The following is a 21,548-nucleotide window of genomic DNA, read 5'->3' on the forward strand; positions in this document are numbered from 1 at the left end:
CCCTATCCAAAGAGATCGCCGAGGTCGGGTTTGAGCGTGGGGCAGAAGCGCGCCAGCACCAGCGCCAGGGCCACGCCGCCCAGGGTCAGCAGCACCGGCAGCCAACTGAAGGCCACGCCGGAGGAGACATAGAGGTAGAGAAAGAACAGCGACATCACGCCGCCGCCGAGCAGCCGCCCGGCACGGACGCCGGCCAGGTAGACGCTGACCAGCACGCCGAGACAGGGGATCAGCACGCTGCACAGGTTGATCACGAACTCGCGCCCGGACGCGGCGACACCGGGCAGCAGCAGGCGCGCGGCCAGCTCCCACACCACCAGATAGATCAATACCGGTGCGGCGAAGGCGCCGATCAGGCGCGACACGGTACGAACGGGCTCGTCGGCGCCCGGCTTGGGCGGTTGCGGGGTCTGCATCATCGGCTTCCAGAACGGGTTGGCAAAGGCGGCGCGGCCGTCGCGGTCACGCCACCGAGAGGTCTGGCGCTATTGAAGCATCCACGCCGCGCGCCTGCATCTCCCCCGCCCTGCTTCAGTGCTCGATGCGCTTGAGCAGCAGCACCAGCGGTACGCTGAGCAGGTAGAGACAGCCCATCCACAGGAAGATGTCGTTGTAGGCGAGCACCTGGGTCTGCACGCCGATCCGCTGGCCGAGCATCGCCACGGCGCTGTGGTAGGGGTCGGCGACATGGCCCATCAACAGCGACTGATAGTTGGCGATCTGCTGCTGGACCACGATCCGCCCCTGGTCGAGCGCCGGGATCAACTGGTTCCAGTGGTAGTCCTCACGCCAGTCGCGCACGGTATCGAGCATGGCGAGCCCGACCGCACCGCCCAGGTTGCGCATCACGCTAAAAAGCCCCGCGGCATTGCCCAGCTCCGCCGGCCCCAGGGTGCCCAGGGCGATACGCGAGGCGGGGATGATGCACATGATCATGCCGGTGCCGCGCACGATCTGCGGCCAGAAGAACTGCCAGAAGCCCGACTCGCTGGTGAGATTCGAGTTCATCGCGGTGCCGATGCCCACCAGCAGCAGGCCGAAGAAGAGCAGCACGCGCAGATCGACCGAGTTGGTCAGCCGCCCCACCACCGGGGCGGTGAAGAACATCGCCACCCCAGTGACGAACATCACCTCGCCGATCTGCAGGCTCGAATAGCCGCGCACACCGCCCAGAAACAGCGGCATCAGATAGACCAGCCCGTACATGGCGATACCGACGACGAACACCAGCCCGGTGCCGACCGAGAAGTTGAGGTTCTTGAACGCGCGCAGATCGACGATCGGATGCTCACAGGTGAGCACCCGCCAGAAAAAGCCGATGCAGGAGGCCACGCAGAGCAGTGTCATCCACACGATCAGCTCGCTCGAGAACCAGTCGTCGCCGGGGCCCTCTTCGAGCACGAACTCGAGGCTGCCGAGAAACAGCGCGATCAGAATCAAACCGGTGAAGTCGAGCCGCTTGGCGACGCTGGCGTCGCCTTCGTCGACGTCGAGAAAACGCCACACCGCCAGCGTCACGAAGATGCCGGGAATCACGTTGACCAGGAACAGCCAGTGCCAGCTGAAGATCTCGGTGAGATAGCCGCCCACGGTGGGGCCGATCGACGGCGCCAGCGTCACCACCATGCCGATGATGCCCTGCACCGTGCCCATCGCCCGGCGCGGGAACAGCGAAAAGCTGACCGCCTGGGTCAGCGGGATCATCGCCCCGCCCATGAAGCCCTGGATCGCACGCAGCACGATCAGCTGATCGATGCTGGTGGCCAGCGCGCAGCCGAGACTGGCCAGGGTGAAACCGGCGCACGAGATGACGAAGGCGACCCGGGTCGAGAGCCAGCGCATCAGCACCCCGGAGAGCGGGATCATGATGATCTCGGCGATCAGGTAGGAGGTCTGGATCCACGAGATCTCGTCGCTGGAGGCGGAGACGCCGGCCTGGATCTCGTTGAGCGAGCTGGCCACGATCTGGATGTCGAGGATCGCCATGAACATCCCGAACACCGCCGCGACGAAACCGAAGCGGTGGTGCCAGGAGGGCATCTCCTGCGGGCCGCCGTTGGCGGGCGGCGCGACCTCACTCATGCCGCGTCACTCCTCACGGGGTGCTGTCGTCGAGCGCGGGGCCCGGATCGAAGTAGATCGCCTGGCCGTCGACCTGGCGCGTATCCACCGAGGGCACCACCGAGAGCCCCGCCTGCAGCCGCCACAGCTGATCCTTGGGGCCGGTGATACGGATCTTGACCGGCACCCGCTGCACGATCTTGTTGAAGTTGCCGGTGGCGTTGTCCTGCGGCAGCAGACTGAACTGGGTGCCGGTGGCCGGCGCCACGCTGTCGACCTTGCCGGTGTAGGCGATATCCGGGTAGGCATCGACCTCCAGAGAGACCGGCTGGCCCACGCGCATGCGCTCGATATCGGTCTCCTTGAAATTGGCCACCACGTAAGCGCTGGAGACCGGCACCAGCTGCATCAGGGTCAGCGACGGCTGGGCCAGGTCGCCGGCCTCCACCGTGCGGTTGCCGACCACCCCGGTGCGCGGGGCGACGATGCGAGTCTTGGCGAGCTGGTTCTGGTAGTAGTCGATATCGGCCTGGGCGGCATCGCGCTGGGCCTGGGCGCTCTCCACCGCGGCCTGGTCGGCGCTCAGCCGGCGCTTGGCCGACTCGACGCTGGCCCGGCGCGCGGACAGGGTGGCCTGGGCCACGCGCAGCGAGGCGCGGTCGTCGTCGAGCTGCTGACGCGAGGCGTAGTTCTTCGACGCCAGCGACTGCGAGCGTTCGAGATGCTGGCGCGCCTGGGCGACGTCGGATTCCGCCGCGCTCACCTGCGCCTGGGCTTCATCGATACTGGCGCGGTCGAGTTCGATCTGGCGCTGGGCCTGGGTCACACCGGCGGCGTTGACCGCGAGCTGAGCCTGGGCCTGGGCCAGTTGGCTGCGGGTGTCGCGATCATCGAGCTGGACCAGCAGCTGGCCCGCCTCGACGCGCTGGTTGTCGGTCACCGCCACCCGCACCACCTTGGCCGTGAGTTCGGCGCGCACCGCCACGCTGTCGGTGTGTACGTAGGCGTTGTCGGTGCTGACGAAGAAGCGCCCGGTGTGCCACCAGTGCCACGCGAACACCAGCGCGACGACCGCCAGCACCAGGATCGCCGCCGCCGTATAGAGCTTTTTCTTGATCTTCATGCGTTGATCTTCATGCCTTTGACTGGGAGCCGGAGACACGGCTATTTGCCGGAGACACAGGCGCGACTAAAGTGTAGTGTATGCTACACTATCTTTCGTAAAACGCCACCGTGATCGCGTTACGGCTGGCAACTCACTCGATGCCTTCACCGCTCATCCAACGAGGCCTCCGCCAGCGCCATGCCGTCATCCGATGCTCCCCGCACGCTCACGCCCACCACCGAGCGCGGTCTCAAACGCCGCGACGCACTGATGGACGCAGCCCAGAAGCTGTTCCTCGAGCGCGGCTACGGTCAGGTCAGCGTCAACGACATCGTCGCCGAGGCGGGCGGTTCACTCTCGACCCTTTATCGCCACTTCGGCAGCAAGGAGGGGCTGTTCCAGGCGATGATCGAGCGCCGCTCCCACCACCTCTACGAAGCGCTCTCCGCCGAGGGTGTCGACGGGCTCGCGGTCGAGGAGGCGCTACAGCGCCTGGGCGTCACCCTGCTGACCAAGGTCACCGACTGCGAGACCCTGGGCATCTACCGTGAAGTGGTGGCGGAGAGCCCGCGGCAACCCGAGCTCGGCCAGCTGTTCTACGCCGCCGGGCCGGGCCGCGTGCGTCAGGCGCTGGCCGCCTATCTCGCACGTCAGATGCGCGCCGGACGCCTGCCCCAGAGCGACGCCGCCGAACTCGCCGGTATCTTCCTCGGCTCGGTGCTCGGCGAGCTGCATCTGACCCAACTGCTGCAACTGGAATCGCCGCCTTCGCAGGCGGCGATCGAGCAGCGCGTGGCGCGCTGCGTCTCCCTTTTCGTCGGCGGGTTGCGCTACCCCGAAGCGTGATCGGCAAGCAGCGCTTCGATGGTCACCGGCAGGTCGCGGTAACGCTTGCCAGTGGCATGATAGAGCGCGTTGGAGATCGCCGGCGCAATGCCGGTGAGACCGATCTCGCCCACCCCGCGGGCACCGAACTCGTTGAACTTGAAGTCCGGATAGTCGAGCAGCTCGACGTCGATCTCGGGGATGTCGGCGTGTACCGGCACGATATAGTCGGCCACGTTGGCGTTGATCAGCCGGGCGTCGCGCGGGTCGTAGTCGAGCTTCTCGAACAGCCCCATGCCGATCCCCATGACGATGCCCCCTTCGACCTGGTTGCGCGCCGTGGGCGGATTGATCGCGCGGCCGATATCCATGCTCGATACCACCCGTGCCACCCGCACCCGCGAGATGCCCGGGTCGACGCGCACCTCGACGAAGTGGGCACCGAAAGAGCGGAAGCTGTACTGCTTCTTCTCCTCCCCCGGGGCGCTGCTGCCCTGACCGTTGACGCTGGACAGACGCATGCCCTCGAGCACCTCGGCAAAGCGGTAGCTGCGTTGGCCGTCACTCAGCGCGCCCTCGGCCACCGTCAGGCTGTCGGCATCGACCCCGGCAAACACCCCACCGTGGCCGGTCGCCACCTCCTTGAGCGCGCTCAAGGCATCGCGGACCGCCGCCGCCACCGCCGGCAGCGTGGTTGCAGTGGCCATCGAGCCGCCGGAGAGCGGCCCTGTCGGCAGACTGGTCTCGCCCAGCTTGACCTCGATGTCAGCCACGGCGACGCCGGTCAGCTCGGCCACCGTCTGGGCCACGATGGTGTAGGTGCCGGTGCCGATGTCCTGGGTGCCACAGGCCGCGAACAGGGTGCCATCGGCGCGCAGCTCGACCCGCGCCTGACACGGCTGGCGCCCGGCGAACCAGGTGCACGCGGCCATGCCGTAGCCGATGATCTCGTCACCGTCGCGCATCGCCCCGATGCCCGGGTCGCGCTGGGCCCAGCCGAAGCGTTCGGCGGCGCTGTGCAGGCACTTGTCGAGCTGCTTGCTCGACCACGGCAGGCCGCTCTCCGGGTCTTCGTGGGCGTAGTTGCGCAGACGCAGCTCGACCGGGTCCATCGCTAGCGCCACCGCCAGCTCGTCCATCGCGGTCTCCAGCGCGAAGATACCGGAGACCTCGCCGGGCGCGCGCATCGGGCAGGGCGTGCCGTGGTTGAGCGCCAGGATGCGCTGGCTGACCGCCAGGTTGTCGCAGGCGTAGAAGCTCGGCGTGGCGCTGCCGCAGGCGTCGACGTAGCGGTCTACCAGCGAGGTCTCGGTGGTGGAGTCATGGATCACCGCGTTCAGGCGGCCGTCGCGATCCGCGCCCAGCCGCAGACGCTGGCGCGAGGCGGGGCGGTTGCCGCCGCCGGTCATGTCCTGGGCTCGTGGCAGCACCAGCTTGAGCGGGCGCCCGAGCTCGCGCGCGGCACCGGCAGCGGCCACCGCGTGGGGCCACATGAACAGCTTGTTGCCGAAGCCGGAGCCGATGTAGTGGGAGATGACCTCGATGTTCTCCTGCGCCAGATCGAAGATCCGGGCCATGGCGTTGCGCTGGTAGAACACCCCCTGACTCGACTCGTGCACCACCAGCCGGCTGCCGTCATCGCGCCACTCGGCCAGGGTGGCGTGCATCTCCATCTGCAGGTGGCTCTCGGCGGCGATGTGATAGACCGCATCGATCTTCACCGCGGCGCCGGCGAACGCGGCTTCCGGATCGCCGCGGGTGGTTCCTGAGTCTTCCAGCAGCTCGCCTTCGGTGTGGCTGTCGTGGGCACCATCGAGCAGGCTGGAGATCGCGCCGGCCTCCTGGCGGTAGCGGGCCACCACGCGCTGAGCGGCGGCGCGGGCCTGGGCGAAGCTCTCCGCCACCACCAGTGCGACGTACTGGCCGTGGTAGTAGATGCGCTCGTCCTCGAACGGCAGGCGCACCTCGCTCACCTGATCGCCGTGCCCCATGCTGTTGGGCGAGCGGTGCAGGCGCGGAAAGTTGGCGTGGTGGAAGATCTCGACCACCCCGGGCATCGCCAGCGCCTCATCGAGTTCGAGCCGTTCCAGGGTGCCGTGGGCGATGCTCGCGCCGACCGGATAGCCATAGAGCATGCCTTCGACGCTGAGTTCACCGGTATAGCCGGCGCGACCGGTGAGCTTGAACTCGCCGTCGATACGCGGCGTGCGCTGGCCGACGACCTTGGGCTGGGCGAGTGTCGACTGGGTCAGATCGTTCATGCCTGGCTCTCCTGGGTGTCGGTGCCGCCCTGGCGGGCGGCGCGGGTGGCATCGCGCAGGGCGCGTACGATCGCCTGCTTGGCCAGGTCGACCTTGAAGGCGTTGTGGGCGAGCGGCCGGGCGTCGCGCAGGGCGATCTCGGCGGCGCGTTCGAAGCTCGCCAATTCGGCCGGCTGACCGACCAGGGCCGCCTCGGCCTCGCTGGCTCGCCACGGTTTGGTGGCGACACCGCCCAGGGCGAGCCGTGCCTCGCTGATCCGCTCGCCGTCCAGCTTGAGCTGCGCCGCCGCCGAGGCCAACGCGAACTCGTAGGAGGCGCGGTCGCGCAGCTTGAGATAGTGCGATCCGACCGGCGCCAGCGGCGCATCGAGAGTCAGCGGCGCGTCGAGGGTGAGCGCGGTGATCAGCTCGTCCGCGGCCAGGTCGTGCTCGATGTGCGGCGTGTCGCCGGGCAGCCGATGGAAATCGGCGAACGCCACTTCGCGCTCGCCCGCCGGCCCTTCGAGGGTCAGGGTGGCGCCGATGGCGGCCAGCGCCACGCACATGTCCGAGGGGTGCACGGCGATACAGTCGGCACTGCCACCGAGCAGCGCGTGCATGCGGTTGATACCGTCACGAGCATCGCAGCCGCTGTCCGGCTGGCGCTTGTTGCAGGCGCTGCCGACATCGCGGAAGTAGGGGCAGCGAGTGCGCTGCATGAGGTTGCCGGCGGTGGTCGCCATGTTGCGCAGCTGGGTCGAGGCGCCCGCCAGCAGTGCCTGGGAGAGCAGCGGGTAGTCTCGCGTCACCTCCGGGTGATGGGCGAGATCGGTATTGGTCACCAGCGCGCCGACCTTGAGTCGGCCATCCGCCAGCCGCTCGACCGTCTTCAACGGCAGCGCGTTGATATCCACCACCGCCGCCGGGCGCATGACGTCGAGCTTGACCAGATCGAGCAGGGTGGTGCCGCCGGCGACGAAGGCGGTCTCGGCGTTGCCGTGCTGCGCGGCGTTGCTGACGCTCTCGGCGCGGGAGAAGTCGAAGGCTCTCATGGGGTCCCCTCCCCTGCCCGGCTCGTGGCGTCGTGGGCCAAGGTCGCGCGCGCCTGCTGGATCGCTGTCAGAATGTTCTTGTAGGCGCCGCAGCGGCAGATATTGCCGCTCATCGCCTCTTTCACCGCGGCGTCGTCGCTGCCGATGCGTGGATCATTGAGCAGCGCCGTCGCCGACATCATCTGCCCCGGGGTGCAGTAACCGCACTGGAAGGCATCACAGGCGAGGAAGCTCTGCTGCACCGGGTGCAGTTCGCCTTCCCGCGAAAGCCCCTCCACCGTGGTGACGTGCTGGCCTTCACACATGACCGCCAGCCGCAGGCAGGCGTTCATCGCCTGGCCGTCGACGTGCACGGTGCAGGCGCCGCACTGGCCGTGGTCGCAGCCCTTCTTGGTACCACCGAGGCCGAGCTGCTCGCGCAGCACGTCGAGCAGTACCGCGTTGGGGGCGACCTCTAGCGAGATCGGCTGCTGGTTGAGGGTGAAGTTGACGTTCAGGGTCGGCGCGGGGGGCCCGCGCCGGGTCGGGGAATGCACGGAATCGTCCATCTTGCCGGCTCCTCATCGGTGATCGAGGCGCGGCCCGGGGCGCGTCATTGCGCACGGCCACGCCCCGCGGTCTGGGGCGACTCGCGTGAGCACCATGGTTAGGGGCAGGCGGCACCGACGCCACGCTGGCGGGTGCCGGGCGCGCTGCGGCCGGGAACCAATGGGTGTCACGGGAATCCATGCAGGGCGGGGCGCTGTCAGGACGCCGTCGCCGTGTCGACTGATCAGCATAGACACCCGAGTGCCACCCCGCCCGGAGATGAGCGTAAATGTCTCCGCCGGCCTTCCCCGCGCTTTGACTTCGGTTAAGCTTGGCCGCTCGCGCCACCCGACCCACCCGGCAAGGAAGATCCACGACCACCATGAATACGCTGATCCTGGTCCTGATTCTGCTGCTGGTGGCTTCGGCCACCGGTGTCATCGCACGCTTCGTGCCAGCGCTGCCGACGCCGCTGGTGCAGATCATCCTGGGCGCCCTGCTGGCCTGGCCGGCGGCCGGTCTACATGTCGAGCTGGAGCCGGAGATCTTCCTGCTGCTGTTCATCGCCCCATTGCTGTTCGCCGATGCCCGACGCTTCCCACAGCGTGAGTTCATGAGCCTGCGCGGGCCCATTCTGGCCCTGGCGCTGGGGCTGGTGCTGTTCACCGTGGTCGGCGTGGGCTACTTCATCCACCTGCTGTTCCCGGCGCTGCCGCTGGCGGTGAGCTTCGCCCTAGCGGCGATCCTCTCGCCCACCGACGCAGTGGCGGTGTCATCGATCTCCGGTCGGCTACCGGTGCCGCCACGACTGATGCGCGTGCTCGAGGGCGAATCGCTGATGAACGATGCCTCCGGCCTGGTGGCGTTCAAGTTCGCCGTCGCCGCCGCGCTCACCGGCACCTTCTCGCTGGTCGATGCGACCTTCAGCTTCTTCATCATCGCGGTGGGTGGGCTGGTGGTGGGGGCACTGCTGGCCATGGGCTTCAACCTGCTGCGCACCCGCCTGATCGAACGCCACTTGGGCGAGGCGACCACGGTCCAGGTGATCCTGCTGGTGCTGCTGCTGCCGTTCGCCGCCTATCTGCTCGCCGAGCACCTGGGGCTCTCCGGCATTCTCTCCGCGGTGGCCGCCGGCATGGTGATGAACCGCGCCGACCTCAAGCGGGTCGGCCAGCTGAATGCGCGCATGCAGACCCAGAGCGTGTGGGAGATGCTGGAGTTCGTGCTCAACGCCCTGGTGTTCCTGCTGCTCGGCTTCCAGCTGCCGGCGATCATCAATGGCGCCCTCGACCACTCGCTGCACGACATCGGCGACTACGAGTTCCTGCGCCTGCTCGGCTACGTGGCGATCATCTCGCTGGCGCTGCTGCTGTCGCGCTTCCTGTGGATCTGGCTGGCCAGCGAGGTCGGGCTGGCGCTGACCCGGCTGCGCGGCCTGATCCATGGCCGCCCGCGGCTGCCGACGCCGGACGGCAATGGCCGCCTGTCCCTGCGCCTGATGCTGGCGGCGACTCTGGCGGGTATCCGCGGCACCATCACGCTGGCCGCAGCGCTGTCGCTGCCGCACCTGATGGAGAACGGCACCCCCTTCCCCAACCGTGAGCTGCTGATTTTCCTCGCCACTGGGGTGATCCTGTTCACCCTGATCACCGGCAGCATCGGCCTGCCACTGGTGCTGCGCAATCTGAAGCTGCCCCGCGATACTCGCGAGTTCGACGAGGAGCGCCGCGCGCGCATTGCCGGCGCCGAGGCGGCGATCTACCGTATCGAACGCTTCCACCACGACCGTACCGGCGAATTCGCGCGAGCCCAGACCAACGACGAAACGATCATCGCCTTCAACGACATCAGCTCACAGCTGATGGCCTACTATCGCGAGCGCATGGCGCTGCACTCCACCGAGACCGCCACCCCGCAGCTCGCCACCAGCCGTGAGCTTGAGCGCGAAACGCGGCTGGAAGCGCTGCGTGCCGAGCGCCGTGAGTACTACAAGCTTCGCCAGCGCCACCGAATCAACGACAATGTGCTCAGAAAGCTGGTGCGCGAGGTCGACCTCGCCGAGGCCGCGCTGACCAGCGACCAGGGCCAGCCGGCTCACTGAACCGCGACATGGGACCGCACCCGCCTTGCACGCCTGGGCGGCCGGCCCCAGATCGACTACCACCATGGCCAACTGTCGTTCACGCGCGTGAAGGCAGAGTGTTCGATACCGACAGGAGAGAGGGATGAGACGACCGATGTCACGCTGGATCACCGCCGCGAGCCTGGCGCTCGCGAGCCTTGCCACCGTCACCGCCGCCAGCGCCCAGGAGACGCAGGCAGCCGCGACGGTGCCGGGCTTGGTCGCCACCCCGGTCGAGGGCAGCGTGCACCAGGTGGCCGGCCGCTTCGCCGACAACGTGCGCACCAGCGGCATGACCATCTTCGCGCGCATCGATCATCGCCAGGGCGCAATGTCCCGCGACATGGCCATGCTGCCCAACGAAGTGATCGTGTTCGGCAACCCCAAGACCTCGACGCCCCTGATGCAGTGCGCAGCCACCGCCGGCATTGACCTGCCGATGAAGGCGCTGATCTGGCAGGACAGCGACGGCCAGACCTGGCTCGGCTACGACGACCCGCAGTGGATCGCCACCCGCCACGGCGTCGGCGACTGCCCCGCGGTCGCCCCGCTCAGCCGCGAAATGCAGGCGCTGGTCGAGGCGACCAAGTCGTGATGGCAGCGGGCGTCAGGCACGCAGCCCGGCGCTGCTGAAGCCACCGTCCACCGCGAGAACCTGGCCGGTCACGTAGGAGGCTTCGTCGGAGAGCAGGAAGGCGACCACGCTGGCGACCTCAGCGGGCTGGCCGTAGCGCCGGAGCGACACCCGCTCGTGCCACTGCGCGCGCACCTCGTCAGTATGAATGGCGCGCGCCAGCGGCGTATCGATCGGCCCGGGCGCCACCGCATTGACCCGGATCCCCTGAGCGCCCAGCTCGCAGGCCATGACCCGCGTCAGCGCATCCTGCCCCGCCTTGGAGGCGCCGTAGGCGCTGCGCCCCTTGTTGCCGCAGCTGCCGGAGATCGACGAGATATTGACCACACACCCCGGCAACCCGCGCTCGAGCCAGTAGCGCGCCAGCGTCCGCGAAACCACGAAGGAGCCGACCACGTTGACCTCGAGGATACGGCGAAACTCCGCCACCTCGGTGTCGATGGTGGCCTTGTCGATGCCGATCCCGGCACTGTTGACCAGCGCGGTAAGCCGATAATGCGCGGCCAGGGCGTCGACCGCCGCCGATACCGCGTCTTCGTCGGCCACGTCGCAGGCGCAGACGGCGTGGTCGGGCAGGTTGAGTTCGGCGCACGCCCTGGCCAGCCCCTCGGCCGAGCGATCCAGCAGGCAGACATCCCACCCGCGCGCCTTGAGCAGCGACGCGATCGCCAGGCCGATGCCCGATGCGCCACCGGTGATCACTGCCGCCCCGCCGGTCGCGGCCTGCGCTGGAGAGTTTACGGCACTCGTCGAGTTCATCTTACGCTCTTGGCTCATGCCGCTGTCTCCGCATCCGGTAACCACTCTTCCAGCGTCACCTCGAAGGTCACGCAGACCGGGTTCCAGCCCGCCAGAAAGGGGCCACCGTAGACATTGCCCTGCGTGTCGGCGACGATCCCTGCCAGCGCTGCTACCGGCGCGCCGTCCGGTCCCGAGCGGACCTCACCGGCAATACTCACCACCTCAACGGCGGGCCCGGAGACCTGCTGGTAACCACCGTCGCGTAGTCCGAGGCTGGCATCTATCAGACTCCCAAGGCCTCCGCGCACGAAGGCGTGGCGGAACCCCTCGGCGAGGCAGAGCTTCTCCACTCCCTGTACCAAATCCTCGTTGGGCGCGATGCGTGCGTAGGCGACCCGCCCCATGCGGCCGGTCTCGGTGGTCGCAACCCGTGTCGTATCTGCGTTGGCCATCTCAGGACTCCTTGAAGGGCTTCAACAGAGGGATATTGGTCTCGTCGTCGAGGGCCTGGCGCAGCTCGAAGCCCTCCAGCGCGGTCACCAGCACCGGAATCGGCTGTGCGCCGACGATCGAGGCCTGCGGCACGATGTGCCCACCCTTGACCTCGCCGCTCGCGACGCGCACCGACGCATGACAGTGCACCAGGGCCTTGCCCTGCATGTCTTTGCCCAGGGTGGCGTTGCCGAACACCAGATAGGCCGCTCCCGCGTCGATCGGCGGGGAGTAGGCGATGACCGCATGGCCGCTGGGATCAGGGGGTGCCACACAGTACTCGAGGCGCGCGAACTGGCCGCCGAGGATGGTGGTCGAGGCGCTGGTCACGCCGATATCCGCCAGCGGCCGCACCAAGGCGTCGTAGAGCGACAGCCCCGGCGTCAGCAGCAGCCGTATGTGGCGACCGCTCTGGTGATGCATGCTGTGAATGCGCACCGGGCTGAAACGCCCGACATGGCGCAGCATGCGCGGGCGGTGATAGCCGGCGTGACGCGACTGGGTCATGGGGTTGCCTCCCGGCGCTCTAACGCCTGCCGCACGAGCTGCTTGGTGATCTTGCCGTAACTGGACTTGGGCAGGCTGTCGAACAGGTGATAGCGCCGCGGCACCTTGTAACTCGCCACGTGCGCCTTGACCCAGCCTTCGAGCGCCGCGAGATCGAGCTCGGCCCCCTCCCGAGGGACCACCGCCGCCACGCCGATCTCGCCCCAGCGCGGGTCCGGCATGCCCACCACTGCGACCTCGCGGATATCCGGATGGGTGAGCATTTTCTCCTCGATCTCGCGCGGGTAGATATTGGAGCCGCCGGAGATGTACATGTCCGACGCCCGCCCGGTGATGTAGAGAAAGCCTTCGTCGTCGAGATGGCCCAGGTCCCCGGTCCGGAACCAGCCGTTGCGGAACGACTTGGCGTTGGCCTCCGGGTTGGCATAGTAGCCGGCGAAAACGCCGAGGCCGCAGACACAGATCTCGCCGCTCTCATGCGGCGGCAGTTCACGGCCGGTCTCGTCCTGGATAGAGACCTGCATCGCGGTACGGTCATAGCCACAGGTGCCCACCTTGAAGCAGGCGTCATCGGCGCTGTGCAGCTGCGGTGGCAGCACGGTGATATTGCCGGTTACTTCGCCCAGCCCGTAGTACTGCACCAGCACCGGCCCCAGGCGCGCCAGCGCACGCTGCTGATCGGCGCGGTACATCGGCGCACCAGCGTAGATCACGTAGCGCAGTGAAGCCGCCGAGTAACGCTCGGCCGCGGGGTCCTCCACCAGCAGCTTGACGATGGTGGGCACGGTGAACAGGTTGGTGATGCGATGGGCATCGATCAGCGCGAAGATCTCCTCGGCGTCGAACCCCGGCGCGCTCGGCAGTACGGTCTTCACGCCCCGCGCCAGCTGGGTCAGATAGTGGATCCCCGAGCCGTGGGAGAGCGGCGCCACCACCAGGCTGGCGTCACTCGCCTGATCGGTGCCCGGCATCAGATCGCACAGGTGGTTGGTGACGATGAAGCCCATCTGGCCGTGGGTGAGCACCGCCGCCTTGGACTTGCCGGTGGTGCCGGAGGTGAAGAAGAACCAGCACGGGTCGTCGTGCTCGACGTCGATGTTGGCGCAGGTCTGCCCCAGATGCGCCGCCACCAAGGCCTCGTAGTCGAGGTCGCCGCCCTCTGGCGCCTCGCCGAGACGGAGGGTCAGACGCAGCGCCGGGTCGGCTGCCGCCATGGCCTGCCGATGGGGCTCGAACTCTGGCCCCACCACCAGCATCTTCGCCTGGGTCAGTTCGGCGAGCCAGGCCGCCTCTTCCGGCGCGATACGGAAGTTGGCCGGCGCCCAGATCGCCCCCAGCCGAAAAGCGGCGAGCTGCGTCTCGATCATCTCGAAGCCGTTGCGGCTCTGCACCAGCAGGCGATCACCCTTTTCCAGCCCGTGTGCCCGCAGCCCCAGCGCCAAGGCGCTGACGCGTTGATCCAGCGCCCGCCAGGAGAGCGTCCTGTCACCCATCACCAGCGCCGGTGCCTCGGGGTAGCGCCGCGCCGCCTGGGTGAGAAAGTGCGCCAGATTCATCACCCGCCGGCTCACCGGCGCGAGACCGCCCAAGGGATGCTGCCGGGTATCGCTCATCGCACGCGCTCCAGGATGCTGACGTAGTTGGCCACCGCGGCGCCGCCCATGTTGAACACGCCGGCGAGGCCGGCCCCGGGAATCTGCATGTCAGCGGCCTCGTGCATCAGTTGCATGCAAGCCAGCACGTGCATCGACACGCCGGTCGCCCCTACCGGATGCCCCTTGGCCTTGAGCCCACCGGAAGGATTGACCGGCAGGCGCCCATCCTTGTGGGTCCAGCCCTCGCGGATCGCACGATACCCTTCGCCCCGCGGCGTCAGCCCCATGGCCTCGTACTCGATCAGCTCGGCGATGGTGAAGCAGTCGTGGGTCTCGACCAGATCGAGATCATTCAGGCCGAGTCCGGCCTGATCCAGCGCCCCCCGCCAGGCCCGCGCCGCCCCCTCGAAGGCGGTCGAATCGCGACGACTCAGCGCCAACACGTCGTTGGCCTGCACCCGAGCGCGAAAGCCGATCGCCCGGTGCAGCGCCTGCGCGGTCTGTGGATCCGCCAGCACCAGCGCGGCGGCGCCATCGGAGATCATCGAGCAGTCGGTACGCCGTAGCGGATCGGCCACCAGCGGATTGCCCTCATCGGCCCGGTTGCAACGTTCGAAGCCGAGATCGCGGCGCACATGGGCCAGCGGATTGGCGACGCCGTTGGCGTGATTCTTGGCCGCGATCATGGCCATCTCCTCGCGGCGGTCGCCGTAGCGTGCGAAGTAGTCGCTGGCGATGCGCGCGAAAACGCCGGGAAAGCCCCCCGGGGCCTGCTCCTCACGGCGGTAGCTGGCCCCCAGCAGGATCTCGCCTACCGCGGCCGAGGGCAGCGCCGTCATCTTTTCCGCACCGATCACCAGCGCGATCCTGCCACGGCCGGACTCGATAAAGTCCATGCCCGCATGAATCGCCGCGGAACCGGTGGCGCAGGCGTTCTCCAGCCGCGTGGCCGGGGTCGAGGCCAGTGCCGGCTCGCCCATGCCGACCAGCGCAGCCTGAAAATCCTGCGGCGAGAAGCCATTGTTCATGACGCCTACGAAGATGGCATCGACGGCCTCCGGGGTGATCCCGGCGTGCGCCAGGGCCTGGGGGGTAACCTGCGCCATCATGGCTTCGGTATCGGCCTCGGGGCGCTTGCCGAACGGCAGATGAGCCCAGCCGACAATCGTGGCTTGCGTTGACATGCTTTCTCCACGTTCCATAAAATGGAACAACAAATGGCGATATAAATTACGCTATTCGCTGATTAGAGGGCATTCAACCGAAAGATGGCCGTTATATACCAAATAATTAGGCCACATTATGGAACGATAGGAGCCAACCATGAACTCAGGCCATATCCAGGGTGCGCAGTCCACCTATCGCACCCTGCAGGTCCTGCGTGCCATTGCCGGAGAGCTGGGCAGCGGCGTGTCGCTGGCCTACATCACCCAGCGCACGGGACTCTCCAAGCCCACGGTTCACCGATTGCTACAGGCGCTCATGGCAGAGGGCATGGTCGAGAAGAGCGATGAAGAGGGTTATTTCCTGGGGCCGGAGTGTTACGCCCTGGGGGTGATCGCCAACCAGCGCTATGGCCTGAGGGAGATCGCGGCGACGCCGGTCGCGCGCATTGCCGCCGACACCGGCGATAGCGCCTTTTTCTGCCTGCGCAGCGAGTGGCACTCGCTCTGCCTCATCCGGGAAGATGGCAGCTACCCGATCAAGACCCACGTACTGCAGCCCGGCACGCGCCTGCCGCTGGGCGTGGGTGGTGCCGGCATCGCGATGCTGGCCGCGATGAGCGACGACGAGGTGGAGCAGTGTCTGGCCGCCAATGCCGAGGAGTGCGCGGCACACTTCCCCAACGACCAGCGCGCGGATCACCTGCCGCGTATCGCCGAGTGCCGCGCCCTGGGCTACGGCATCAATCGTGGCTCGGTGGTTGCGGGCTCCTGGGGCATCGGCGCCGCCGTGCGCGACCGCCACGGGCGTGTGCTCGGCGCGCTCTCGGTGGCGGCGATCGAGAGTCGCCTGCAGCCCCAGCGCCAGCGCGAGCTCGGCCCGCGCCTGATCGAGGCCGCCAGAACGCTGGAAGCCAAGATCCATCGCGCTCAGCGCATGCGCTGAGCGCTGACCTCACCCCCCCCCGAGAGCAGCGATCCGCTGGACCCGCAGCGACACATCCAGCCTGTGCCGACCCCTGTCGATAGCCACACCAAAATCCATAATATGGAATCAATAGGTAGACAGCCAATATCTAGCGATTACAAAGGCGACTCGAAATACGCCCATGAAAACCATTTATTATCTTTTAAAAACAATAGCTTTTTTAACATTCTCGGCATCTGAAAACACCTTTACAACCATCGTCCAATTCCCCACCACGGCCGGCTCGTCCACCCTGCCATCGACACGCAAAAATAATTCCATTCTACGGAACGCGAGAACCCCATGATCAAGCGCACGTTGATTCCGCTGGCCGTTGCCGCATGCACCATCCTGCTCTCGCTCTCGGCGCATGCCGAGACCTATCGCCTGACCCACAACACCTCCGACGCTACCTCCTGGCAGAAGGGCGCCGAGAAGTTCAACGAACTGCTCAAGCAGGCGTCCGACGGCGATATCGGCGTGCGTATCTTCCCCAATGCCGTACTCTCCGGCGGTGATCAGATGAAGCAGGCGGAGATGGTGGGCCGTGGCGATATCGACTTCGTGATCACCTCGGCGATCAACGTCACCCCGCTGATTCCCGAGATGGCGGTGTTCTCGCTGCCCTATCTGTTCTCCAACTATGCCCAGGTGGACAACGCCATTCAGGGCGCCCCGGGGGACGCGGTGAAGGAGATCGCCCGCGACAATGGCATCGAGATCCTCGCCTGGGGCGAGAACGGCTTTCGCGAGCTGACCAATAGCGTCAAGCCGGTCTCCTCGCCCGCAGACCTGCGTGGCATGAAGATCCGCGTGGCCGGTCCGATGTACATCGATGTGTTCGATGCCCTCGGTGCCAACCCGCAGCAGATCCAGTGGACCGAGACTTTCTCGGCACTACAGCAGGGCGTGGTCGATGGCCAGGAGAATCCGGTGGGCTCGATCATCGTGCCGCAGCGGCTCTATGAAGTGCAGAAGTATCTGACCGAGTGGCACTACTCCTACGACCCGATTTTCATCGGGGTCAGCGAGAAACGCTGGAACGGTTGGGACGCCAAGACTCAGGCGCTGGTGACCAAGGCCGCGCAGGAGGCCATGGCCTATCAGCGCGGCCTGGCGCGCGACCAGACCCGCAGCGGTGTCGAGACGCTCAAGCAGCACGGCATGACCATCACTACGCTCGACGCTGAACAACTGGCGGCATTCAAGCAGGCCACCAGCAAGGTTTATGACCAGTGGGCGGCACGTGTCGGCGAGGATCTGGTCACGCAGTTCGAACAAGCGGTCAACGATACCCCCAGCCAGTAACTCGACGATCAACACGGGAGCAAGACGCTGATGCGATCGGCCTGGCAGCATTTCGAGGAAGTGATCTGCGGCTGCGTGTTTCTCGGCATGACGCTGTTGGGCTTCGTCAATGTCGTGGTGCGCAATCTCACCAACTACTCGCTGGCGTCGACCCAGGAGCTGATCATCAACGGCATGGTGCTGCTGACGGTATTCGGCGCGGCGATCGCGGCCAAGCGCGGCCAGCATCTGGCGGTGACGGTGCTCTACGATATCGCCCCCGCCCGCTTCAAGCGCGTGCTGGTGGTGGTCTCGACCCTGCTGGTGCTGGTGACGCTGGTGCTGTGTACGCTCTTTACCGTGACCCTGCTCGATCACCAGTACACCAGCGGGGTGGTGTCCAGCGCCCTGCAGGTGCCGCAGTGGTACTACACGCTGATCCTACCGCTGGGCTTCGTCATGTTGATGATTCGCCAACTGGAGCTGGCGATCGCCGAGCTGCGCCGTCCGGGAGGTGTCGCATGCTAGACCTCTCCGCCGGTACCCAGATGATCATCCTGTTCTTCGTGCTGGTCCTGATCCGTGTGCCGGTGGCTTTCAGCCTGGCACTGTCAGCCATGGCGGCGATGTACGTCATGGGCTTCGGGCTCGACATGGTGGGCGACCTGATCGTTTCCGGCATCGCCAAGTACTCGCTGCTGGCGATTCCGTTCTTCATCCTCGCCGGCAACATCATGGGGATCACCGGTATCGCCGAGAAGATGATAAATTTCTTCCGCACCCTGGTCGGAGGGCTGCCCGGTGGCATGGGGTTGGTCGGCACCGTGGTGTGCCTGTTCTGGGGCGCGGTGAGCGGTTCGGGGCCGGCCTCGGTGGCGGCGATCGGGCCGCTGATCATCCGCGGCATGGTCGCCGACGGATACTCTCGCGCCTTTGCCGCAGGCCTGGTCTGCACCGGCGCGGCGCTGTCACTGATCATTCCGCCCTCGATCGGCCTGGTGATCTACGGCATCCTCGCCGGCACCTCGATCTCGGATCTGTTCCTGGCCGCGATCCTGCCGGGCCTGATGCTTGGGGTGCTGATGCTGTGCGCGCTGCCGTTCGCGCGGCTGAGCGCCACGCCGCCCTCGGCGAGCGAAAGCGCCAGCGCGGATGCCGCCTTTCTGCGCGCGGTAGGCGAAGGCAGCGGCCAGCCCTACGCCACGCGCTTGCTGCGCGCCTTCCGCGAGGCGTTCTGGGGTCTGCTGACGCCGGTGGTCATTCTGGGTGGCATCTATGGCGGTCTGTTCACCCCCACCGAAGCGGCGATCGTGGCCACCGTCTTCGCCATGTTCGTGGGCTTTTTCATCTATCGCACGCTCAGCCTGCGGGCGCTGTTCGCCTGCGTGGCGGCCTCGGCGGGGTCTTCCGCGGTGGTCATGCTGGTGGTGGCCTTCGCCAGTCTGTTCGGCTGGGTGGTGGTGGTCGATGGGCTGGTCGGCGACTACTCCGATGCGCTGCTGGGCATCAGCCAGAGCCCCTGGGTGATCGTGCTGATGATGCTGATCATTCTGCTGCTGGCGGGGATGTTCATGGATGCCATCACCATCATGTTCATCACCCTGCCGATCTTCATGCCTGTGGTGCAGCAGTTGGGGCTCGACCCGACCTGGTTCGGTGTGGCCTTGATGACGGCACTCTCCATCGGCCTGATCACCCCGCCTGTGGGCATCAACCTGTTCGTCGCCGCCAATATCACCGGCCTGCCGCTGGGCCAGATCGCGCGCGGCGTGGTGCCCTTCCTGATCGTGTCACTGATCGGGCTGCTGATCGTAGCTTATGTGCCGGCGATCTCGCTGATCGCACTCTAAGAGGGTGTCTACAAACTGCCTGCGCTCGGCAGCACGACTCCAGCGCACGGGCGTATCGACACCGACGACGACAAATACCAAGACAAAGACGCCGGCCCTATGGCCGGCGTCGATGCGTTCTGGATCTGACTCAGGCCGTACGCGCCTCGGGCACGTCATCCATCAGCTTGTCGAGGGTGATCGGCAGCTCGCGGATCCGCTTGCCGGTGGCGTGGTGAACCGCGTTGGCCACGGCGGCGGCAAGCCCGGTGATGCCGATCTCGCCGATGCCGCGGGCGCCGTATTCGTTGAAGCGGGTGTCGGGGTAGTCGAGCAGAATGACATCGACCTCGGGCTGGTCGGCGTGGACCGGCACCACGTACTCGGCATAGTCGTTGTTGACCGGACGGCCATTGCGGGCATCGTACTCGGTCGCCTCGAACAGCCCCATGCCGATACCCATGACGATCGCGCCTTCGACCTGATTGCGCGCAGTGGTTTCGTTGATCACCCGGCCGACATCGATGGCGCTGACCACGCGGGCCACGCGCAGATGCGAGATGCCCGGGTCCCAGCGCACCTCGACGAAGTGCGCGCCGAAGGAGCGGTAGGAGTACTGTGCATCAGCCCCCTCGGTGTGGGCTTCACCGTCGGCGCTGCCGTAGCGCGCGGCGCCAAGGATGTCGGCAAAGCTCACCTGTTTGCCAGCGGCGTTGCGCAGGCCGCCCTCGGCGACCTCGAGCTCGTCGCTGGCGACCCCGGCGAAGGCACCATTGGCGCCGGTGGCGTAGCGCTTGATCTCGTCCAGGGCGACCCGCGTGGCCTTGGCGATCGCCGGCAGCGTGGTCGCGGTGGCCCAGGAGCCACCGGAGACCGGGCCATCCGGGTAGGAGGAGTCCCCCAGTTCGACAGTGATCCGCTCCAGCGGCAGGCCGGTGAGATCGCTCACCGCCTGGGCAACGATGGTGTAGGTGCCGGTGCCGATGTCCTGGGTGGCGCAGGAGGCAAACGCTGTCCCGTCGGCACGCAGCGAGACCCGCGCGTCGCACGGGCGCTTGAGCGCCTCCCAGTTGCACGCCGCCATGCCGTAGCCGACGATCTCGCGACCCTGACGCATGCTGCCGATCTCGGGATTGCGCGCGGCCCAGCCGAAGCGCTCGGCGGCGCGCTGGGTCGCCTCGACGATATGGTTGCTGGAGAAGTCGAGGTCTTTGCTCTCGTCGCGCTCGGCGTAGTTGTCGAGGCGAAAATCGAGCGGGTCGACGCCGGCCGCGGCGGCCATCTCATCCACCGCCGACTCCAGCGCGAACAGCCCCGGCGCGGCACCTGGAGCGCGCATCGAGGTGGGCGTACCGCGATTCACCTGGGTCGTTGCATGACTGACCGTGAGATTGGGGCAGCTGTAGAGACTCTTGGTCACGCTGCCGCAGGTCTCGACGTACTGGTCGGTGAACGAGGTGGTGTTGATCGATTCGTGACGCAGCGAAACCAGCTTGCCGCTGCCATCGGTGGCCAGGCGCAGGCGCTGGCGCGTCTCCGGGCGGTGGCCGGTGGTGGTGAACATCTGCGCCCGCGGCACCATCAGCTGTACCGGGCGCCCCAGCTCACGCGCGGCGGCGGCGGTGGCCACGGCGTGGGGCCAGGTCCACAGCTTGCTGCCGAAACCGGAGCCGATATAGGGCGCGTGCACGGTGACCCGCTCCGGCGGGATGGCGAAAATCTTGGAGAGCGCGTTACGCGCCATCACCACGCCCTGGGAGGCATCGAAAATGGTGAGATGGTCGCGCTCCCACCACGCCGTGGAGGCGTGCATCTCCATCGGGTTGTGGGTCTCCACCGGGGTGCGGTAGGTCACGTCGATGTGCCGGGCAGCGCTGTCGAAGGCTGCCGCGGCATCGCCGCGCGAGTGATTGCCGCTGCCGCTTTGGGTGCCGTGGGCGGCGACGCCCTGTTCGAGATTGGCGAGTGCCGCGTCTTCGGCATAGCTGACGTCGACCTCACGCGCCGCCGCGCGGGCGTTCTCGAAGGTATCCGCCACCACCAGCGCCACGAACTGGCCGGCGTAGTAGATGCGCTCGTCCTCGAACGGCAGACGCGTCTCCTCGACCTTGTTGCCCTGGGCAAAGCTCGACGGCGAGCGGTAGAGCTTGGGGAAGTGCCCGTGGTGGAAGACCTCGATCACGCCGGGCATCCGACGCGCGCGTTCAACGCTCAGTTGGGTCACCTTGCCGCTGGCGATGGTGCTGAAAACCCCGTAGCCGTAGGTGAGACCGGCGGGCAGTTGATCGGCGGCGTAGTGGGCGCGCCCCGAGAGCTTGTCGGGGCCGTCGATACGCGGCACACCGGCACCGATGATCTTACTGAAGTGCGGGTCGCTGGGCTTGTCGTCACTCATCTGGA

The 21,548-nt window shown here is 67.0% G+C and carries 19 protein-coding genes; 7 read left to right on the top strand and 12 right to left on the bottom strand.

Features of this window, described 5'->3' with window-relative positions; genetic code table 11:
- Positions 1 to 2: 2 nt before the first annotated feature.
- The 3 genes from J0A90_RS16090 to J0A90_RS16100 form a co-directional block, all read right to left on the bottom strand.
- Positions 3 to 416 carry a hypothetical protein gene (locus J0A90_RS16090; RefSeq protein ID WP_106418687.1) on the bottom strand — a complete coding sequence of 138 codons (414 nt, stop codon included), beginning with the start codon at positions 414 to 416 and terminating at the stop codon, positions 3 to 5.
- Between the two features lie 115 nt (positions 417 to 531).
- Positions 532 to 2,082, bottom strand: a complete 1,551-nt coding sequence (locus J0A90_RS16095) for a DHA2 family efflux MFS transporter permease subunit (RefSeq protein ID WP_207034362.1) — start codon at positions 2,080 to 2,082, stop codon at positions 532 to 534.
- A 13-nt stretch (positions 2,083 to 2,095) separates the two neighbouring features.
- Positions 2,096 to 3,184: an HlyD family secretion protein gene (locus J0A90_RS16100; protein ID WP_233076863.1), complete on the bottom strand. Its 1,089-nt coding sequence runs from the start codon at positions 3,182 to 3,184 to the stop codon at positions 2,096 to 2,098.
- 180 nt (positions 3,185 to 3,364) lie between these two features.
- Between J0A90_RS16100 and J0A90_RS16105 the strand changes: the two genes are divergently transcribed.
- Positions 3,365 to 4,012: a TetR/AcrR family transcriptional regulator gene (locus J0A90_RS16105; protein ID WP_207034367.1), complete on the top strand. Its 648-nt coding sequence runs from the start codon at positions 3,365 to 3,367 to the stop codon at positions 4,010 to 4,012.
- On the opposite strand, the gene J0A90_RS16110 is transcribed toward J0A90_RS16105, so the two are convergent.
- From J0A90_RS16110 to J0A90_RS16120, 3 genes are read right to left on the bottom strand one after another with little or no spacing between them, the layout of a single operon-like run.
- Complete coding sequence (locus J0A90_RS16110; RefSeq protein ID WP_207034370.1) at positions 3,997 to 6,252, bottom strand: xanthine dehydrogenase family protein molybdopterin-binding subunit; 2,256 nt, start codon at positions 6,250 to 6,252, stop codon at positions 3,997 to 3,999. The genes J0A90_RS16105 and J0A90_RS16110 overlap by 16 nt on opposite strands.
- Positions 6,249 to 7,283: a xanthine dehydrogenase family protein subunit M gene (locus J0A90_RS16115; protein WP_207034373.1), complete on the bottom strand. Its 1,035-nt coding sequence runs from the start codon at positions 7,281 to 7,283 to the stop codon at positions 6,249 to 6,251. Before J0A90_RS16115 ends, J0A90_RS16110 begins: the two co-directional genes overlap by 4 nt.
- Positions 7,280 to 7,831 (bottom strand): (2Fe-2S)-binding protein, encoded by a 552-nt coding sequence (locus J0A90_RS16120; RefSeq protein WP_207034376.1) that lies wholly within the window; start codon positions 7,829 to 7,831, stop codon positions 7,280 to 7,282. The genes J0A90_RS16115 and J0A90_RS16120 overlap by 4 nt, the downstream gene beginning before the upstream one ends.
- Before the next feature lie 362 nt (positions 7,832 to 8,193).
- Here J0A90_RS16120 and J0A90_RS16125 point away from each other — a divergent pair, with 362 nt between their 5' ends.
- A complete protein-coding gene (locus J0A90_RS16125; protein WP_035472653.1) occupies positions 8,194 to 9,912 on the top strand; it encodes a Na+/H+ antiporter in 1,719 nt (572 codons plus the stop codon).
- A 136-nt stretch (positions 9,913 to 10,048) separates the two neighbouring features.
- Positions 10,049 to 10,528, top strand: a complete 480-nt coding sequence (locus J0A90_RS16130) for a DUF302 domain-containing protein (RefSeq protein WP_233076865.1) — start codon at positions 10,049 to 10,051, stop codon at positions 10,526 to 10,528.
- A 12-nt stretch (positions 10,529 to 10,540) separates the two neighbouring features.
- On the opposite strand, the gene J0A90_RS16135 is transcribed toward J0A90_RS16130, so the two are convergent.
- From J0A90_RS16135 to J0A90_RS16155, 5 genes are read right to left on the bottom strand one after another with little or no spacing between them, the layout of a single operon-like run.
- Positions 10,541 to 11,344, bottom strand: coding sequence for an SDR family NAD(P)-dependent oxidoreductase (locus J0A90_RS16135; protein WP_207034382.1), 804 nt, complete (start codon positions 11,342 to 11,344; stop codon positions 10,541 to 10,543).
- Positions 11,341 to 11,760: a PPC domain-containing DNA-binding protein gene (locus J0A90_RS16140; RefSeq protein ID WP_233076867.1), complete on the bottom strand. Its 420-nt coding sequence runs from the start codon at positions 11,758 to 11,760 to the stop codon at positions 11,341 to 11,343. The genes J0A90_RS16135 and J0A90_RS16140 overlap by 4 nt, the downstream gene beginning before the upstream one ends.
- 1 nt (position 11,761) lies before the next feature.
- Positions 11,762 to 12,307: a hypothetical protein gene (locus J0A90_RS16145; RefSeq protein WP_233076869.1), complete on the bottom strand. Its 546-nt coding sequence runs from the start codon at positions 12,305 to 12,307 to the stop codon at positions 11,762 to 11,764.
- Positions 12,304 to 13,920, bottom strand: coding sequence for an acyl-CoA synthetase (locus J0A90_RS16150; protein WP_207034388.1), 1,617 nt, complete (start codon positions 13,918 to 13,920; stop codon positions 12,304 to 12,306). Before J0A90_RS16150 ends, J0A90_RS16145 begins: the two co-directional genes overlap by 4 nt.
- Complete coding sequence (locus J0A90_RS16155) at positions 13,917 to 15,086, bottom strand: acetyl-CoA acetyltransferase (protein ID WP_207034391.1); 1,170 nt, start codon at positions 15,084 to 15,086, stop codon at positions 13,917 to 13,919. Before J0A90_RS16155 ends, J0A90_RS16150 begins: the two co-directional genes overlap by 4 nt.
- Positions 15,087 to 15,225: 139 nt before the next feature.
- Between J0A90_RS16155 and J0A90_RS16160 the strand changes: the two genes are divergently transcribed.
- The 4 genes from J0A90_RS16160 (at position 15,226) to J0A90_RS16175 (ending at position 19,169) form a co-directional block, all read left to right on the top strand.
- Positions 15,226 to 16,011 (top strand): IclR family transcriptional regulator, encoded by a 786-nt coding sequence (locus J0A90_RS16160; protein WP_207034394.1) that lies wholly within the window; start codon positions 15,226 to 15,228, stop codon positions 16,009 to 16,011.
- A gap of 324 nt (positions 16,012 to 16,335) precedes the next feature.
- Positions 16,336 to 17,340: a DctP family TRAP transporter solute-binding subunit gene (locus J0A90_RS16165; RefSeq protein WP_207034396.1), complete on the top strand. Its 1,005-nt coding sequence runs from the start codon at positions 16,336 to 16,338 to the stop codon at positions 17,338 to 17,340.
- 30 nt (positions 17,341 to 17,370) lie between these two features.
- On the top strand, positions 17,371 to 17,847 hold the full coding sequence (locus tag J0A90_RS16170; RefSeq protein WP_207034399.1) for a TRAP transporter small permease: 477 nt from the start codon (positions 17,371 to 17,373) through the stop codon (positions 17,845 to 17,847).
- The gene (locus J0A90_RS16175; protein ID WP_207034402.1) at positions 17,841 to 19,169 is read left to right on the top strand and encodes a TRAP transporter large permease; all 1,329 of its coding nucleotides are present in this window, start codon (positions 17,841 to 17,843) and stop codon (positions 19,167 to 19,169) included. Before J0A90_RS16170 ends, J0A90_RS16175 begins: the two co-directional genes overlap by 7 nt.
- A 130-nt stretch (positions 19,170 to 19,299) precedes the next feature.
- Here the strand turns inward: J0A90_RS16175 and J0A90_RS16180 are convergent, their stop codons facing one another.
- The gene (locus J0A90_RS16180) at positions 19,300 to 21,543 is read right to left on the bottom strand and encodes a xanthine dehydrogenase family protein molybdopterin-binding subunit (RefSeq protein ID WP_207034405.1); all 2,244 of its coding nucleotides are present in this window, start codon (positions 21,541 to 21,543) and stop codon (positions 19,300 to 19,302) included.
- Positions 21,544 to 21,548 lie beyond the last annotated feature (5 nt).

The sequence above is a fragment of the Salinicola sp. DM10 genome, from assembly GCF_017306975.2.
In the GTDB taxonomy this organism is placed as follows: Bacteria; Pseudomonadota; Gammaproteobacteria; order Pseudomonadales; family Halomonadaceae; genus Salinicola.

What these genes read in the sequence shown, in the direction of transcription:
- J0A90_RS16135 (WP_207034382.1), bottom strand. Translation starts at nt 11,344, where the DNA reads ATGAGCCAAGAGCGTAAGATGAACTCGACGAGTGCCGTAAACTCTCCA.
- J0A90_RS16150 (WP_207034388.1), bottom strand. Translation starts at nt 13,920, where the DNA reads ATGAGCGATACCCGGCAGCATCCCTTGGGCGGTCTCGCGCCGGTGAGC.
- J0A90_RS16155 (WP_207034391.1), bottom strand. Translation starts at nt 15,086, where the DNA reads ATGTCAACGCAAGCCACGATTGTCGGCTGGGCTCATCTGCCGTTCGGC.
- J0A90_RS16095 (WP_207034362.1), bottom strand. Translation starts at nt 2,082, where the DNA reads ATGAGTGAGGTCGCGCCGCCCGCCAACGGCGGCCCGCAGGAGATGCCC.
- J0A90_RS16100 (WP_233076863.1), bottom strand. Translation starts at nt 3,184, where the DNA reads ATGAAGATCAAGAAAAAGCTCTATACGGCGGCGGCGATCCTGGTGCTG.
- J0A90_RS16175 (WP_207034402.1), top strand. Translation starts at nt 17,841, where the DNA reads ATGCTAGACCTCTCCGCCGGTACCCAGATGATCATCCTGTTCTTCGTG.
- J0A90_RS16165 (WP_207034396.1), top strand. Translation starts at nt 16,336, where the DNA reads ATGATCAAGCGCACGTTGATTCCGCTGGCCGTTGCCGCATGCACCATC.
- J0A90_RS16140 (WP_233076867.1), bottom strand. Translation starts at nt 11,760, where the DNA reads ATGGCCAACGCAGATACGACACGGGTTGCGACCACCGAGACCGGCCGC.
- J0A90_RS16115 (WP_207034373.1), bottom strand. Translation starts at nt 7,283, where the DNA reads ATGAGAGCCTTCGACTTCTCCCGCGCCGAGAGCGTCAGCAACGCCGCG.
- J0A90_RS16180 (WP_207034405.1), bottom strand. Translation starts at nt 21,543, where the DNA reads ATGAGTGACGACAAGCCCAGCGACCCGCACTTCAGTAAGATCATCGGT.
- J0A90_RS16125 (WP_035472653.1), top strand. Translation starts at nt 8,194, where the DNA reads ATGAATACGCTGATCCTGGTCCTGATTCTGCTGCTGGTGGCTTCGGCC.
- J0A90_RS16110 (WP_207034370.1), bottom strand. Translation starts at nt 6,252, where the DNA reads ATGAACGATCTGACCCAGTCGACACTCGCCCAGCCCAAGGTCGTCGGC.
- J0A90_RS16105 (WP_207034367.1), top strand. Translation starts at nt 3,365, where the DNA reads ATGCCGTCATCCGATGCTCCCCGCACGCTCACGCCCACCACCGAGCGC.
- J0A90_RS16170 (WP_207034399.1), top strand. Translation starts at nt 17,371, where the DNA reads ATGCGATCGGCCTGGCAGCATTTCGAGGAAGTGATCTGCGGCTGCGTG.
- J0A90_RS16090 (WP_106418687.1), bottom strand. Translation starts at nt 416, where the DNA reads ATGCAGACCCCGCAACCGCCCAAGCCGGGCGCCGACGAGCCCGTTCGT.
- J0A90_RS16120 (WP_207034376.1), bottom strand. Translation starts at nt 7,831, where the DNA reads ATGGACGATTCCGTGCATTCCCCGACCCGGCGCGGGCCCCCCGCGCCG.
- J0A90_RS16145 (WP_233076869.1), bottom strand. Translation starts at nt 12,307, where the DNA reads ATGACCCAGTCGCGTCACGCCGGCTATCACCGCCCGCGCATGCTGCGC.
- J0A90_RS16160 (WP_207034394.1), top strand. Translation starts at nt 15,226, where the DNA reads ATGAACTCAGGCCATATCCAGGGTGCGCAGTCCACCTATCGCACCCTG.
- J0A90_RS16130 (WP_233076865.1), top strand. Translation starts at nt 10,049, where the DNA reads ATGTCACGCTGGATCACCGCCGCGAGCCTGGCGCTCGCGAGCCTTGCC.